Annotated in this window: 15 protein-coding genes and 1 pseudogene; 12 read left to right on the top strand and 4 right to left on the bottom strand. The window is 56.1% G+C overall.

Going from position 1 to position 15,120, the window contains the following annotated elements:
- The first annotated feature begins 149 nt into the window (after positions 1–149).
- The 4 genes from rnc to ACO6EE_RS09915 all read left to right on the top strand — a co-directional run bounded on the left by rnc (position 150) and on the right by ACO6EE_RS09915 (position 2,973).
- Complete coding sequence (rnc, locus tag ACO6EE_RS09930) at positions 150–923, top strand: ribonuclease III (RefSeq protein ID WP_485960866.1); 774 nt, start codon at positions 150–152, stop codon at positions 921–923.
- 137 nt (positions 924–1,060) lie between these two features.
- On the top strand, positions 1,061–1,492 hold the full coding sequence (locus ACO6EE_RS09925) for a hypothetical protein (RefSeq protein ID WP_485960851.1): 432 nt from the start codon (positions 1,061–1,063) through the stop codon (positions 1,490–1,492).
- Between the two features lie 86 nt (positions 1,493–1,578).
- Positions 1,579–2,493, top strand: coding sequence for a GTPase Era (era, locus tag ACO6EE_RS09920; RefSeq protein WP_485960850.1), 915 nt, complete (start codon positions 1,579–1,581; stop codon positions 2,491–2,493).
- A gap of 111 nt (positions 2,494–2,604) precedes the next feature.
- Positions 2,605–2,973 carry a DUF4298 domain-containing protein gene (locus tag ACO6EE_RS09915; protein WP_485960849.1) on the top strand — a complete coding sequence of 123 codons (369 nt, stop codon included), beginning with the start codon at positions 2,605–2,607 and terminating at the stop codon, positions 2,971–2,973.
- A 55-nt stretch (positions 2,974–3,028) separates the two neighbouring features.
- On the opposite strand, the gene purB is transcribed toward ACO6EE_RS09915, so the two are convergent.
- A complete protein-coding gene (gene purB / locus ACO6EE_RS09910; RefSeq protein WP_485960848.1) occupies positions 3,029–4,396 on the bottom strand; it encodes an adenylosuccinate lyase in 1,368 nt (455 codons plus the stop codon).
- Here purB and ACO6EE_RS09905 point away from each other — a divergent pair.
- From ACO6EE_RS09905 to ACO6EE_RS09880, 6 genes and pseudogenes are all read left to right on the top strand, one after another.
- On the top strand, positions 4,395–4,838 hold the full coding sequence (locus ACO6EE_RS09905) for a hypothetical protein (protein WP_485960847.1): 444 nt from the start codon (positions 4,395–4,397) through the stop codon (positions 4,836–4,838). The two genes, purB and ACO6EE_RS09905, sit on opposite strands and share 2 nt — an antisense overlap.
- A gap of 68 nt (positions 4,839–4,906) precedes the next feature.
- The gene (locus ACO6EE_RS09900; RefSeq protein WP_485960846.1) at positions 4,907–5,251 is read left to right on the top strand and encodes a barstar family protein; all 345 of its coding nucleotides are present in this window, start codon (positions 4,907–4,909) and stop codon (positions 5,249–5,251) included.
- A gap of 82 nt (positions 5,252–5,333) precedes the next feature.
- On the top strand, positions 5,334–7,025 hold the full coding sequence (locus ACO6EE_RS09895; RefSeq protein ID WP_485960845.1) for a DNA recombination protein RmuC: 1,692 nt from the start codon (positions 5,334–5,336) through the stop codon (positions 7,023–7,025).
- 618 nt (positions 7,026–7,643) lie between these two features.
- Positions 7,644–8,057 (top strand): annotated as a pseudogene (locus tag ACO6EE_RS09890) (glycosyltransferase family 2 protein); the annotation flags it as partial.
- 108 nt (positions 8,058–8,165) lie between these two features.
- The gene (locus tag ACO6EE_RS09885; protein WP_485960865.1) at positions 8,166–9,308 is read left to right on the top strand and encodes a lysophospholipid acyltransferase family protein; all 1,143 of its coding nucleotides are present in this window, start codon (positions 8,166–8,168) and stop codon (positions 9,306–9,308) included.
- Positions 9,301–9,747 (top strand): acyl-CoA thioesterase, encoded by a 447-nt coding sequence (locus ACO6EE_RS09880; protein WP_485960844.1) that lies wholly within the window; start codon positions 9,301–9,303, stop codon positions 9,745–9,747. Before ACO6EE_RS09885 ends, ACO6EE_RS09880 begins: the two co-directional genes overlap by 8 nt.
- A gap of 93 nt (positions 9,748–9,840) precedes the next feature.
- Here ACO6EE_RS09880 and secB read toward each other — a convergent pair whose 3' ends face one another.
- From secB to ACO6EE_RS09865, 3 genes are all read right to left on the bottom strand, one after another.
- A complete protein-coding gene (gene secB / locus ACO6EE_RS09875) occupies positions 9,841–10,302 on the bottom strand; it encodes a protein-export chaperone SecB (RefSeq protein ID WP_003823659.1) in 462 nt (153 codons plus the stop codon).
- Between the two features lie 153 nt (positions 10,303–10,455).
- Positions 10,456–11,883, bottom strand: coding sequence for a D-alanyl-D-alanine carboxypeptidase/D-alanyl-D-alanine endopeptidase (gene dacB, locus ACO6EE_RS09870; RefSeq protein WP_485960843.1), 1,428 nt, complete (start codon positions 11,881–11,883; stop codon positions 10,456–10,458).
- A gap of 183 nt (positions 11,884–12,066) precedes the next feature.
- Positions 12,067–12,759 carry an OmpA family protein gene (locus tag ACO6EE_RS09865; protein WP_485960842.1) on the bottom strand — a complete coding sequence of 231 codons (693 nt, stop codon included), beginning with the start codon at positions 12,757–12,759 and terminating at the stop codon, positions 12,067–12,069.
- Between the two features lie 443 nt (positions 12,760–13,202).
- Between ACO6EE_RS09865 and ACO6EE_RS09860 the strand changes: the two genes are divergently transcribed.
- Together ACO6EE_RS09860 and mtgA are read left to right on the top strand one after the other, a co-directional pair.
- Positions 13,203–14,147 (top strand): LysR substrate-binding domain-containing protein, encoded by a 945-nt coding sequence (locus tag ACO6EE_RS09860; protein ID WP_485960841.1) that lies wholly within the window; start codon positions 13,203–13,205, stop codon positions 14,145–14,147.
- Between the two features lie 183 nt (positions 14,148–14,330).
- The gene (gene mtgA, locus ACO6EE_RS09855; RefSeq protein WP_485960864.1) at positions 14,331–15,101 is read left to right on the top strand and encodes a monofunctional biosynthetic peptidoglycan transglycosylase; all 771 of its coding nucleotides are present in this window, start codon (positions 14,331–14,333) and stop codon (positions 15,099–15,101) included.
- Positions 15,102–15,120 lie beyond the last annotated feature (19 nt).

Below are 15,120 nucleotides of genomic sequence, written 5' to 3'. Positions count from 1 at the left end.
CAGCCGGTATGGCAAGGCAACAGCATCCTTAATTTTCATTCGCTATAATCCACCACTTTTCAGGTAGCCTCCCGCAAACCGCATAGAGGCCACCTGAAAACCATCTCTTGCCTGCGCCGCACCGCCAAACCCGATATAATCCCGCCATCATGAGCAAACCCACCGCCAAACCCCGCAAGCCCACGAAGCCCGACCCGCGCCGCGCCCGAGCCGGCGAAGAGCTGCAGCGCCACCTCGGCCACAGTTTCCAAAATCTCCGCCTCTTCGAGCAGGCGCTCACCCACCGCAGCTACAGCGCCCAAAACAATGAGCGCTTCGAGTTTGTCGGCGACGCCATTCTCGATTACAGCGTGGCCAAAATGCTGTTCGACGCCTTCCCCGACTACAGCGAAGGAGAACTCTCCCGCCTGCGCGCCAATCTGGTCAACCAAGACGTGCTCGCCGAAATCGCCCGAAGCATGGGCGTGGGCGACGCGCTGTATTTGGGCGTGGGCGAGCTTAAAAGCGGCGGTTTCGACCGCCCCTCCATCCTGGCCGACGCCGTGGAAGCCCTGCTGGCCGCCATCAGCTTCGATGCCGATTTCGCCGCCGCCGAGCAAACCGTGCGCCGCCTGTTTGCCCGGCGCATTGCCAACATCGACTTGAGCAATCAAGGCAAAGACCCGAAAACCCTGCTTCAAGAAGCCCTGCAGGCCCGCCGCCTGCCCCTGCCCAAATACCGCATCGAACACCAATCCGGCGAAGGCTGCGATGCCCGTTTCGACATCGCCTGCGACCTGGGCGAACTCGGCCACATCACCCGCGCCCAAGCCGCCAGCCGTCGTGCCGCCGAGCAGGCTGCAGCCAAAGAAGCATTGGATTGGCTGCAAGCGCAACACCCCCTGCCCGGCAAAAACAAAAAACACCGCCAATCCCGTGCCTGAATCGCTGCTGATACCGCTATCATTCAGGCCAATAATATTTGAGCTAATGCAAACAAGCCTTGCAGGCAGGATTTACCAATAGAAAACGGCATGCTATATATTAGCCACTCATTTTCAACTTAATAAAGGATTCAATCATGGTTTTTGTATTCAGCGTCTTATTCGGCGCATTTATCGGCATTTTCTTCTTATGGTTCTCCTCCAAAAACGCGGTAAAAGACTATCCCGAGCTGCGCATCCACGTGCCTGAAGGAGCGGAAAACTCGCCCGAATGGCAGGCTTGGGCGCAGGAGAACGGCTATAAACTGAACGACAAAGGCGTGTGGGCCAAAGGCACCGGCATGCTCACCAGCTCTACCGAAATCCGTTTTGAAGGCAACGATATGCTGGTGCAGGAATGTATCAACTTCCTACTCGGCATCAACCGTTTTGCCATCAATGCCCCCATTCTGGCCGGCAAACCCGTGCGCATGGTAAAAATCAAAGCGCTGAACAAACTCATGGCACAATGGAATCTGCCCGAAATCGTGTTCGGCAACCCAGGAGACAAAGTTCGCATTAAACAATAAGTCACTATCTTTATAACTTTATTGCAGCTCACGCTTTCAGGTAGCCTGTTCAGCATCCCGCCAAGGCTACCTGAAAATATATCCATATGAACAACATGAATTATTCCACCACCAAGTATCCGGCCACCTTCCGCTGCGGCTTCGTGGCCATCGTTGGCCGGCCGAACGTGGGCAAATCCACGCTGATGAACCACCTCATCGGCCAGAAAATCAGCATCACCAGCAAAAAGGCCCAAACCACCCGCCACAAAATCACTGGCGTTTATACCGATGAGCGCAGTCAGTTCATCTTCGTGGACACCCCGGGCTTCCAAACCCGCCACCGCAACGCGCTCAACGACCGGCTCAACCAAAACGTTACCGAAGCCATCGGCGGCGTGGACGTGGTCGCTTTCGTGGTGGAAGCCATGCGTTTCAGCGAAGCCGACCGCGCCGTGGTCCGCCTGCTGCCCAAACACCTGCCCGTCATCCTCGTGGTGAACAAAATCGACCGCGCCAAGAGCAAGGCCGAGCTTGATGATTTTATCCAGCAGCTGCAGCAAGAATTTGATTTTGCCGGCGTAGAAGCCGTGAGCGCCAAACACGGCCTGCGCATCGGCGAATTGCTCGCCATCCTGCGCCCCCACCTGCCCGAGGGCGTGCCGCTCTACCCCGAAGACGCGGTCACCGACCGCTCCGCCCGCTTCCTGGCCGCCGAAATCGTGCGCGAAAAGCTGTTTCGCCATCTCGGCGAAGAGCTGCCCTATGCCGCCAACGTGGCGGTAGAACAATTTGAAGAAGAAGACGGGCTGTACCGCATCTACATCGCCGTGTTGGTGGATAAAGATGGCCAAAAGGCCATCATCATCGGCAAAGGCGGCGAAAAACTGAAAAAAATCTCCACCGAAGCCCGGCTGGATATGGAAAAACTGTTTGAAACCAAGGTATTCCTTAAAGTTTGGGTGAAAGTGAAATCCGGCTGGGCGGATGATGCCCGCTTCCTGCAGGAATTCGGGCTGTAGAGCTGCTTCGTTGAAGCGCACGCTTTCAGGTAGCCTCAACATTTCTGCCCGCCTGCCACCCATATCAACCAAACACCGCCATTTCACCCAACCATCCCCACTGGAGGCCATATGTCGCACCCCATCACCCCTGAAGCCGCCCAAGCGCGCATCGACCGCATCCAAGCCCTCTACCGAGAATGGGAACGCCTGCTGCCCGAATTGGAGGCCGCCCAAGAGCAATGGCAACACGCCATGCAGCTGATGCGCGAAATGTCCGATTTTTACGACCGCGAATACATGCCGCTGCACCAAGCCATCGAGAGTGGCCTGCCCGTTTCCCTCGCCACCGAAGGCGAATACAGCATCATGAGCGAAGACGCCCTGTGGAACGCCTTCCAGCAGCAATACGACCTATCCTGGGCCTGGCTGCGCGCCGCTACCCACGAGCTCGATCCGCAAAACCGCTTCCGCTACGACCCGGCAGCAACCGAGGAATAAACAAAGGCTACCTGAAATTTCAGGTAGCCTTTTTGTTGATTGCAGGCAATCGGCCTTAAATCCGCTTGGCCAGCTCTTCCGCTTTGCCCACATACAGCGCGGGGGTGAGCGCGAGCAGGCGCTCTTTGGCTTCTTCGGGGATGTCGAGGCCGCGGATGAAGGATTGGAGGGTGGCGGGCGTGATGCCGTCTTGGCCGCGGGTGAGGGCTTTGAGCTGCTCGTAGGCCTGCGGCACGGCGTGGCGGCGCATCACGGTTTGGATGGGCTCGGCCAGAAGCTCCCAGGTGGCGTCGAGGTCGGCCTGCATGGCGGCGGGATTGGCTTCGAGTTTGTTCAGGCCGCGCAGGTGGGCAGCCCAGCCGAGCAGGGTGTAGCCGGCGCCCACGCCCATGTTGCGCAGCACGGTGCTGTCGGTCAGGTCGCGCTGCCAGCGGGATACGGGCAGCTTCTCGGCCATGAAGCCGAGGATGGCGTTGGCGGTGCCGAGGTTGCCTTCGGAATTTTCAAAGTCGATGGGGTTCACTTTGTGCGGCATGGTGGAGGAACCGACTTCGCCGGCCTTCACTTTTTGTTTGAAATAGCCGAGCGAAATATAGCCCCACACGTCGCGGTTGAAATCGATGAGGATGGTGTTGATGCGGCTGAGGGTTTGGAAAAACTCGGCCATGTAGTCGTGCGGCTCGATTTGGATGGTGTAGGGGTTGAAGGTGAGCCCGAGCGACTGTTCGACAAAGCGGCGGCAATGCGCTTCCCAATCCATATTGGGATAAGCGGAGAGATGGGCGTTGTAGTTGCCCACGGCGCCGTTGATTTTGCCCAAAAACTCCTGTTTCTCCAGCTGGGCGGCTTGGCGCTGCAAACGGGCGAGCACGTTGGCGATTTCTTTGCCCAGGGTGGTGGGGGTGGCAGGCTGGCCGTGGGTGCGGCTCATCATGGGTTGGGCGGCCAGGCTGTGTGCCATTTGGCGCAGCTTGGCGGCAATTTCGGCCAGTTTGGGCAGCAGCACGCTATCGCGGGCTTCACGCAGCATCAGGGCGTGGGAAAGGTTGTTGATGTCTTCGCTGGTGCAGGCAAAGTGGATGAATTCGTTTGCCTTTTGGATTTCAGGTAGCCTCTCGAAGCGCTGCTTGAGCCAGTATTCCACGGCTTTCACGTCGTGGTTGGTGGTGGCTTCGATGGCTTTCACTTCGGCAGCGTGTTCGGGCGAAAAACCGGCAATCACGGCATCGATTTCGGCCAAAGTGGCGGCAGAAAAAAGCGGCACTTCGCTAATTTCGGGCGCGGCAGCCAGCGATTTGAGCCATTCCAGCTCCACGCGCACGCGGGCGCGAATGAGGCCGTATTCGGAAAAAACGGGGCGCAGGGCTTCAACGGCGGCGGCATAGCGGCCGTCGAGCGGGGACAGGGCAAGCAAGGCAGACATGTGGTTTCCTATGAAAAAAGGCCGACAAAACGACGGTATTCTACCCGAAAAGCGGAAAGGCTACCTGAAAGCGGTAGAATTCATGATTTGTAGATTGATGAACTTTCCCGATAACCAAGCGCGGAAGATGAAAGGTACGAACGGTTTCGGCAACGCCCTCTCTGCTGGCGCAGCCGAACGAAGCGTGGTTTTTCGGGGAACAAGGGCTTGCATGCCCGAAGCGGCGCAGCCGCAAGTTGCAGCTAATCCAATTTCTCTTTGCGCCCGAAAAACCGCGCGAAGTGAGGGAAGTTTGGCAAAGCCAAACCTGTGCCCGCGCCCGCAGTCGCCTTTCTTTGCTTCCTTTTCTTTGGCGAAGCAAAGAAAAGGAAGTGCCCCGCGCCGGCATGAGGCGCAAAGGCGAGCAGGCAGGAAATGGCGAAGGCTACCTGAAATTTGGTAAGCTGCCGAAACCCTAACATATATCTCACAAAATTCGTTTACTCTCAGACTAGCACACAATAAACTTCCATGAGCCGCTTTATCCGCCAAACCCTAACCCACCCGGATGCCCTCGCCATCAGCGTGAATTTATCCCGCATCAAAACCCCGCACAACCTGATGCAGCGTATGCGGGAAGCCTTCGAGCTGCCCGCCTATTTTAGCGGCGGCTTCGATTCGCTCAACGACTGTATGCGCGACTTGGGCTGGCTGCCGCAACGCGAAATCCACATCGCCTTTTGCGGCCTGGCCGACCTCAAGCAACGCCAGCCCAAACTGTTTGCCGATATTGCCGACTGCTTGGAACTGTACCGCGATTATTGGCATGGCAACCAGCAGGAGCATAAAATCGTGCAGATTTCGATAGCGGATTAAACCGCCGCCCGCTCCCCATTATTAACTTCATTGAAGCTCACGCTTTAGCTTCGTCAAAATATCGTTTTTCAGGTAGCCTGTTATGACCTTCACCCTCCCCATCCTGCTTATCGCCTGCTTCGCCGCCGCCCTACTCTGCGCACTCATTGTCTGGCTGTGGCAAAACGCCCGCCACCAAGCCGCGCAACACCGCCACCAGCAAGAAGCCGACCGCCTGCAACATCAGCTCACCCTACAACAGCAAGTCTGTCAGCAAAACGAACAGCAACTCGGCCACACCGCCCAAAGCCTGGCCGACAGCCAACAGCAGCTTTCTGCCGCCCGCCAAGCCGCACAGGATTACCAAACCCGCGCCGCCGCCGCCGAGCAATCGGTGCAACATTTCACCAACCGCCTGGCCGAGGCCGCCGAACGGCAGCAGCAGCTATTGCGCGAGCTCGCCGCCGCCAAGCAGCAATCCGCCGCCGGACAGGAAGAAGCCCAAAGCTGGCAAACCCGCGCCGTGGCTGCCGAACAGTCCAAACAACACCTCGACCGCAGCTTGGCCGAAGCCGCCGAACGGCAACAGCAGCTCCAACAGCGCTACGAAACCGCCCGCCAAGAGCTGGCCGCCAGCCGCCTGCAGCACGAGCGCGTGCAAACCCAAATCGAACAGCAGCAGCAAGCCCACGCCGAACAAATCGCCCTGCTCAACCAAGCCCGCCAAAACTTGGGCGAACAATTCCAAAACCTCGCCAACCAAATCCTCGAAGAAAAAAGCCGCCGTTTTTCCGAGCAAAACCGCCAAGAGCTCGACCAACTGCTCAATCCCTTGAGCGAAAAACTGCAAGGCTTCAGCCAACTCGTACAAAATACCTACGAAAAAGAAGCCAAAGAGCGGCTCACGCTGGAAAACGAGCTCAAACGCCTGCAACAGCTCAACGCCCGCCTGCACCAAGACGCCCAAGCCCTCACCCAAGCCCTCACCGGCAGCCGCAACAAAAGCCAGGGCAACTGGGGCGAGATGATTCTGGAAAAAGTGCTGGAAAACTCCGGCCTGGTGAAAGGGCGCGAATACTTCGTGCAAAGCGGCGGCCGCCAAACCGACAGCAACGGCGAAAGCCGCTACCTCCAGCCCGACGTGCTCATCAATCTGCCCGACAACAAACAAATCATCGTTGATTCCAAGGTATCGCTCACCGCCTACGTGCGCTATACCCGCGCCGAAAGCCCCGAAGCCGCCGAAGCCGAGCTCGCCGCCCACCTCGCCTCCGTACACCAGCACATCAAAGAGCTCGCCGCCAAACGCTACAGCGACATCGAAGGCCTGGTATCGCTCGATTTCGTCTTCATGTTCGTGCCCGTAGAGCCCGCCTACCTGCTCGCCCTGCAGCAAGACCCCGAGCTCTTCCAAACCTGTTTTGACCAACGCATCATCCTGGTCGGCCCCAGCACGCTGCTGGCCACCCTGCGCACCGTGGCCAACATCTGGCGGCACGAATACCAAAACCGCCACGCCCTGCAAATTGCCGATGAAGGCGGCAAACTCTACGACAAATTCGTCGGCTTCGTGGAAACGCTGGAAAAAGTGGGCAAAAACCTCCAGCAGGCGCAAGATAGCTACCAAGCCGCCCACAAACAGCTCCACAGCGGCCGTGGCAACTTAGTCGGCCGCGTGGAAAAACTGCGCCAAATGGGCGTGAAAGCCGGCAAACGGCTCGATGCGCAGCTGGTGGAGCAAGCCGACAGCGACGGGGCGGAGATGCTGGCAGACAAAACAGATGGCGGGCAGTAAGAGGCTCCCTGAAAAATATAATCCTATAGGGAGGACACGATTTGGCTATCCACCTCTTTCTCCTATCCTGACAGACATCACATTCAGCGCGGGAACAGTTAGCAGTATTGTTGGGAAGTTAATAGCTGAAAAATGACTTCAACAGATAATAGAAGGAAAATAAGAAAGCATTGAATGAATAAGAGAATGATTGTATTTATAAGTACTCTTGGTAGCTGTTATTTTTGCATACTAATTCCAATTATAATTGGGGCAATCTTTATTATTTTTTTAGATATTTTAAATGGCCAACTTGGGATTGATACCATTATTGATATATTTTCATTTTTTAAAGACCCTTGGGTATATAAGATGATACTTATAGGAGTTCCTTTTATTTCTATTGTTATGGCTATACTTAATACGGATTAGTATATATTTATAGATAGAAAATCCGCGTAAAGCAGACATTTTCAGGTAGCCCCTCCGCGGTACATAAAGACTACCTGAAAAAGCAACAATGTCTTGGCAAAGCCAACGCGCAAGCCGCAACGAAGCGAAAACAATCCCATCCGATTTTCAGGTAGCCTTTCCCCCTTTTTGTTAAAATCCCGTTTTTCCACCGTTTTCCACCCAATCATGAAACTCCTCGCCGTTATCCCCCACTACCGACATCTCGGCACGCTGCCGCAGGTGGTTGCCGCCCTGCGAGATTGCGGCCTGCCCGTTTTGGTGGTGGACGACGGCTCGGGCGAAGACTGCCGCGCCGGTTTGGAGGCCTTGCGTGAAGAAGGCGTTCAGGTAGCCTTCCGCCCAGTGAACGGCGGTAAAGGCAGTGCGATGAAATGGGGTTTCAAATTGGCGGCGGAGCAAGGTTTCAGCCACGTTTTGCAGATTGATGCCGACGCGCAGCACAGCTTTGCCGACATCCCGCGCTTTATCGAAACCGCACAGTCGCAGCCGCAGGCCGTGGTGTGCGGGCGGCCGGTATACGGCGGCGACGTGCCCAAATCGCGGCTCTACGGCCGCAAAATCACCGATTTTTGGAACGTACTGCACACTTGGTCGTTCGACATCAAAGACGGCATGTGCGGCTTCCGCGTTTATCCTCTGGATGCCGTCTTGCCCATCCAATACGGCAGTGCCGTCATCGGCGAGCGCATGGATTTCGACAACGAAATCCTCATCCGCCTGCATTGGGCGGGTACGCCTTTCATCTGGCTGGACACGCCCGTGCGCTACGAAGCAGGCGGCGTGTCGCACTTCAACCTGCGCCGCGACAACCTGCTCATCAGCAAAATGCACGCCCGCCTGTTTTGCGGCATGGTTGCCCGCCGCCTCGGCCGCCTGTTTAAACGGTCCCAAGCGGCACAGGCCGCCCGGGCGCATTGGTCGGCACAGCACGAACGCGGCCACCGCCTCTTCCTCAAGATTACCGAATGGCTGGTGCGCTACCTGCCCTTGTGGCCGGTGCACATCATCGCTGCCGCGGTATCTTCCTATTTCTACCTCACCTCCGCCGCCCAGCGCCACAGCGTGCGCCAATATCAAGGCTACCTGAAAGCCAGTTTCCCCGATGCGCCGCTGCCCGCGCGTTTCCCCGTATACCGCCAATTCGCCGCCTTCGGCCAAGCCGTGGCCGACCGCTTCGCCGTGTGGCAGCATAAAATCACCGTACCCGACCTCGTGGTGGAAGACCCCGACAACCTGTATGCGGATGTGGACAACCACAACGCACGCGGCCAAATCCTCATCTGCTCGCATCTGGGCAATATTGAAGTGTGCCGCGCCCTCGTCACCCACCACCAAGGCTTCAAACTCAACGTGCTCGTGCACAACGCCCACGCCGAAGATTTCAACCGTGCCATCAAAGCCGCCGGCGCCAGCGATTTGCAGCTGATTCAGGTAGCCGACCTCGACGCGGCCAAAATGCTCCAACTCTCGCAAAAACTCGATGCCGGAGAGTGGCTCGCCATTGCCGCCGACCGCACCCCAGTGCGCGGCAACAAAACCGTGCCCGTGCAATTCCTCGGCCACACCGCCTATCTGCCGCAAGGCCCCTGGCTGCTCGCCGGCCTCTTGCGCGCGCCCACCAACACCGTGTTCGTGTTAAAAGAGCAAGGCCGTTATCATCTCTGCCTGAAACGTTTTCAGGTAGCCCCGAGCTGGACCGCCGCCACGCGCAAACAAGTGATTGAAAGCATGGCACAACAGTACGCCGACGTTTTGGCCGCCCACGCCGCCCGCGCGCCGCTGCAATGGTTCAACTTCTACGACTTCTGGAGCAACACCCCACATGGCTAAACACATCTACTGCCGCCACCACACCGAGATCGAAGTCCCCTTTTTCGACGTAGACGTGATGCAGATCGTTTGGCACGGCCACTATGTCAAATACCTCGAAATTGCCCGCTGCGCCCTGCTCGACGCCATCGGCTATAACTACACCGTCATGCTCAAACACGGCCACGCCTGGCCCGTGGTGAAGCTCGACCTCAAATACGTCCGCCCGGCCCACTTCGGCCAGAAAATCCGCGTGGAAATGGCCGTAACCGAATACGAAAGCTGCCTGCGCATCGACTACATCCTGCGCGACGCAGAAAGCGGTACCAAACTCACCCAGGCCCACACCACCCAAGTCGCCCAGCGCATCGACAACGGCGAAATGCAGTTCCAAACCCCCGCAAGCTGGCAACAGGCCGTGCGGCAATTTGCAGGGTTTGCGCCCTTAGCCAAGGATTGAGACTACCTGAAAGGCTATTTAGAATAATGGTTTCTGCTATAGAAAACAGGCGATGATTTTGCGTCATCGCCTGTTTTGTTGGCCAATCGCCGATTAAGCGTTGCCGGCAGCCGGAGCGTTGGCAGCGGCTTGTTGCTGTTCGTACATGGCTTCGAAGTTGATCGGCATCAATACCACGGGCGGGAAACCGGCGCGGGTGATGCAGGAAGACACAGCCTCACGGGCATAGGGGTAGAGGATGTTGGGGCAAGCAATGCCGAGCAATACTTTCACATCTTGCTCCGGAATGTTTGCCAAACGGAAAATACCGCTCTGCGCCACTTCGTTCAAGAACAATACCTTGCCATCAGGCAGTTTGGCGGTAACGGTTACGGTAACGGTTACTTCGTGGTGTTCTTCTTCCAGTTTCTTAGAATCGGTGTGTACTTGGATTTCCACGTTCGGAGCATCCTGGCTGAGGAATACTTCCGGTGCGTGCGGCACTTCCAAAGACAAATCTTTTACATACAGTCTTTCTACGTTGAAAATCGGTTGCTGTTGTTCTTGTTCGCTCATGGTTTACTCCTGCGAAAGGGGTGGAAAAATCAAAATGGAGATCTGGCGGATTGATCCGCTATAAACTGCGTTAGGCTACCTGAAAATGCTCCACTTTGCCAGCTTTTCCTTGTGGGATAAGGTATTCGGCAGCTTTCCCGCTGCATTTGCCGATTATTGGGCGGGTACGGTTTGAACGTTATCCAATCTATCGGCATCATGCACAATCCGGCGCACCATGGCATCCATATCGGGCAGGTAGCCGCCGGAACGGTGGCTGTTAATAATCACCACCACGGCCAGCCTGCGCCCATTGGGCGGCAACCAGTAGCCGGCCAACGCACGCACGTCACGCAGCGTACCTGTTTTCATACGCAGCGAGCGGCCGAGCTGGCGGAAGCGGCCGCGCAGGGTGCCGTCGGTACCGGCAATCGGCAGGGTGTGAATGAAAGTATCGCGGAAGGGGGAGCGGTAGGCCTGAAACAGCATGCTGCCGAGAAAACGGGCAGTGAGTCGCTCACGGCGGGAAAGGCCGGAGCCGTTTTCCAACACCAGCGCTTCATCATCCAATCCGGCGGAAACCAGCTGCCGCCGCACAGCGGCTTCGGCATTCTGCACGCTGTGCGGTCCGTTCGCTTGGTGGCCAAGCGTGAGAAAAACGCTACGTGCAATCAGATTGTTGGAATGCTTGTTCATATCGGTCAGCACTTCGCCCAGCGGCTTGGAAAAGTGCGTGGCCAAGATGCGGCTATTGCTGGGGGCTGCTCCCCGGCCAAAGCCATAGAGGCCACCCAAGCCCTGTGTAAGCCAATAGCCGCGAAAACTTTCTTCGGCAAAGCGTGGAGCATCGAACAAATTGATGAACATTTTCTCGCCCATACATGCAGCTGGCAGGCGACCACGAAACACCAGCACGCCGTTTTCAAATTTGGCGGAAACGTGATTGGAAAGTTTACCGCAGTGGCCGTCTGTTTCGGCAAGTTGGCTGAGATCGGTTTGAATACCGTAGAGTGGCGGGTTGAGCAAAAAAGCAGGCTGCCCAGTCTCATTGCGGGCGGCAGTAATCCAAAGGGCTTTGTAGGCAATCATGTGGGGGTCTGGCGGCACAACAAAGCTTTCGTCAGCATCGTTTTCAAAACCTTCTGCGCTGGCAAGACCGCCCCAAACGCGCCGATCCAGCACCACTTTACCGTTTAATGACACAATGCCCTGCCGGACCAGCTGTTGCTGCATATCCACCAGATCGGGCTGGTCGAAGGCAGGATCACCGCTACCCACCCAATATAAATCGCCTTGCAGTGCGCCATTAGCTACTGTACCGCTGCTGCGCCACTGGGTTTGCCAGCGGTAATCACCACCCAACCCACGTAAGGCAGCGAAAGTGGTCACTAACTTCATGGTGGAAGCGGGATTCATAGAAACATCGGCTCGATGTGCAAGCAACACTTCACCGCTGTCGAGGTCTTGCACATAAACCGCAGCCTCATCCGGCTGAATACGGCCGAAATCGATAGCAAAGGCTACCTGAAAATAGAAGAATAGCGCGAATGCTAATAGCAGGCGAGAGCAGTTTTGGCAGAGAAGTAGAAGTTTTTCCAGCATAAGATTATTTTTAATAAAATATTTTCCAGCAGACTAATTTTGCTCTATCCCACCTATGTAGGCAATGGAAATATGTTGGAAAGCAGCTATTTCTGCAGTTCGCTCACAACAAGTAGTACACGCAAAAAAACCGGACTTATAAAAGCCCGGTTTTTCATTATTGAACGCTAACTCAGCTAACGATTAACGAGCAGGCTGTTCAACCAGAGTGCGGATACGAACGTCTACGCGACGATCCGGCTCGATACATGCAATCAGAGCGCTACGTTTGCGAGCGGCAGAAACGCGACGACCCAAATTGCGAACTTCTTGCTGGCACTGTTCGGTCATCTTAGCTTGAGATTCGCCCAAGCCAACGGCAGAGATTTTCTCAGCCGGTACGCCATGGCCAACCAAGTACTCGCTAACAGTGTTAGCACGACGCTCAGACAGAGCCTGGTTGTATTTGTCGCTACCCATGAAGTCGGTATGACCTTCAACACGTACAGACTGTACGCTGGTCTGAGACAGGCGTTGAGCCAATTCATCCAAAGTAGCACGTGCTTCAGGACGCAGATTGTATTTGTCAAAACCAAACAGGAAGTTGGATGACAGAGATACCAGCTCTTCGCGTACTTGCGGTTCAGCAGGAGCAGGAGCTTCAGCCTGACGGTCACCACACTCTACCAAGCCCAAGCGATCCACTTCGGCATTCAGGAAGCTGTTTTCCCAGCATTCGTGAGCACCTTTAGGCTCATAGTTAGAGCGAACCACTTCGCGAGACTGCTGGCTGATGGTGTAGCCGTATTTTTCATTGTTGAAGCTGCTGTCCGCCATGGCGGCACCGGAAGCAACCAAGGCCAAGAACAAAGCGCCTAATTTAAGCTGTTTGGTCATGTTATTCCCTCATCAAAAAGTTTGTTATGCGCAGACTTGGCAAGCTTTGCAGCATGCCGGCCTTCACAAAAATCACCATATACGGACCGCCCAAATACTGCGGTAATCCAAATATATTCGGGGTACCACTATAAAAAACCGTGCCCGAACTGTCAATAAGGAATTGGTTACCCGCTGCACGGGCACCTCCGTTTCCTACGTGCCCAATCATGCCCAAAATTACCCTAACTGTCAGCAGGATAATGGCAAAAGAAAGGGATATTTCCCTATAAGTTGCTAAAAAACAACAAATCCTGCCGCAAATTACCAGCATGTGGCAAAATAACGATGGCGGGCTATGATACCATTCAGCCCTCACTGGTTTCAGGCGAAGTCGGTGATTTCGACGGCACTTTGGCGGTTGGCCTGTCGCATAAATCCGACAAATATCACTTGGATGCATCATGAAACTGCAACAGCTGCGCTATTTTTTGGAAGTTTACCGCTGCAATCTGAATATTTCGGAGGCAGCGGAAATTTTGTTCACTTCCCAACCGGGCATTTCCAAGCAGATAAAGCTGCTGGAAGACGAGCTGGGCGTGCAGCTGTTTGTACGGCACGGCAAACGGATTGTGGCGGTTACGCCGCCGGGGCAGGCCGTGCTGGAAATTGCCGAGCGCATCTTCCGCGATGTGCAGAGCATTCGCAATATCGGCACCGAATTTGCCGAGCAGGACAGCGGCCGCCTCACGATCGCCACCACTTATACCCAGGCGCGGCATGTGTTGCCGCCGGTGGTGGCCGAATTTTTCCGGCAATATCCGAAAGTAGGCTTGTCGCTGGTACCGGCCGAACCTTCGGCAGTGGATAGAATGGTAGCCGAGGGTTTGGCCGATTTCGCCATCAATTCGGAAGCAGATGCACGCCTTTCCGAGCTGCGCCATATCAGCGCGCGGGCTTGGAACCGCTGCGTGCTGGTGCCGCAGGGGCACGCGCTGGCGGATAAAAGGCACATCAGCCTGGCGGATTTGTCGTCCATGCCGCTCATTGGCTACACCGAGGCCGGGCAGGATACGGCTTTGCAGCAGGCCTTTTCCGGTAGCGGGCTGACTTTACCGCAAGTGGTGCTTGCCAGCATGGATGCGGGCGTGATTAAAACCTATGTGCGTGCCGGTTTGGGCGTAGGGCTGCTGGCCGATGCCGCCTACGACCCGCAGCGCGATGCCGATTTGGTTTGCCTGCCGGCCGACCATCTGTTTAAGCCGTCATTTACTTATATTGTGGTACGGCAGGATGCCTATCTGCGCAATTACGCCTACGATTTCATGCAGCTCTACCTGCCCGGCCTCACCCGCGACCGCATTGAGCAGGCGCTATACGAGCCCATCCGCGAAGACTTCTCGATTTAATGGTTGGCTATTTCGCTTTAGCCTTGCGCAAGCCAGGTTGGAGTCGATGTTTTCAGGTAGCCTGTTACCCATACTCCAGGCTACCTGAAACGAGGTCTTGGCAAAGCCAAAACGCCAGCTTCACCAAAATTAAAACTGGATTCCTTTATAATCTTGCCCCGTCTTGCCACGATTGATTTGCCGATGGATACCCAGCCCACCGAACTCGTTTCCAGCCCTGTCCCCCAGCCCGTACCCGCCGCACCGCCCGCCAAAAAACGCCCCGGCCTGCTGCGCCGTTGGTTTAAGCACCTGGTGTGGAGCATCATTCTCTTGCTGCTGGGCTTCCACCTATTGGTTTTCCTGCTCTTAGCCTATTGGAAAGGCCAGCCCGTGCACACCAGCGCCTTTATGCTGCGCCACAACCTTTCCACCTTCTCCCGCGTGCAGCAAACCTGGGTAGATGACAGCCAAATCGCCCGCGTGGTGAAACAGGCGGCCATCGCCAGCGAAGACGCCCAATTCAGCAACCACGACGGCTTCGACTGGAACGGCATCGAACACGCCATGCACCGCAACCAGCGCAGCGGCACCATCCGCGCCGGCGGCTCTACCATCAGCCAACAGCTGGCCAAAAACCTGTTTCTGTTTGCCGAACGCTCTTATGTGCGCAAAGCCGAAGAAGCCGTGATTACCGTGATGATGGAAAGCATGTGGAGCAAAGAGCGCATCCTCACCGTGTATCTGAACGTGGCCGAATTCGGCGAAGGCATCTATGGCATCGAAGCCGCCGCCCAGCATTATTACCACAAGCCGGCATCCCGCCTGCGCGCCGGTGAAGCTGCTTCACTCATCGCCATGCTGCCCAACCCCAAATACTTCCAGCAACACCGCAACGACCGCCGCCTGCGCAATAAAACCCGCATCATCCTGCGCCGCATGGGCAGCGCCGATTTGCCGCCGGACGAAGAATAGTTTGGTATCTGTCAATCAA

It is taken from the genome of Eikenella sp. (assembly GCF_057315495.1).
Note: the sequence above shows the minus strand (reverse complement) of the source record. Positions and strands in the feature narration are given on the sequence as shown.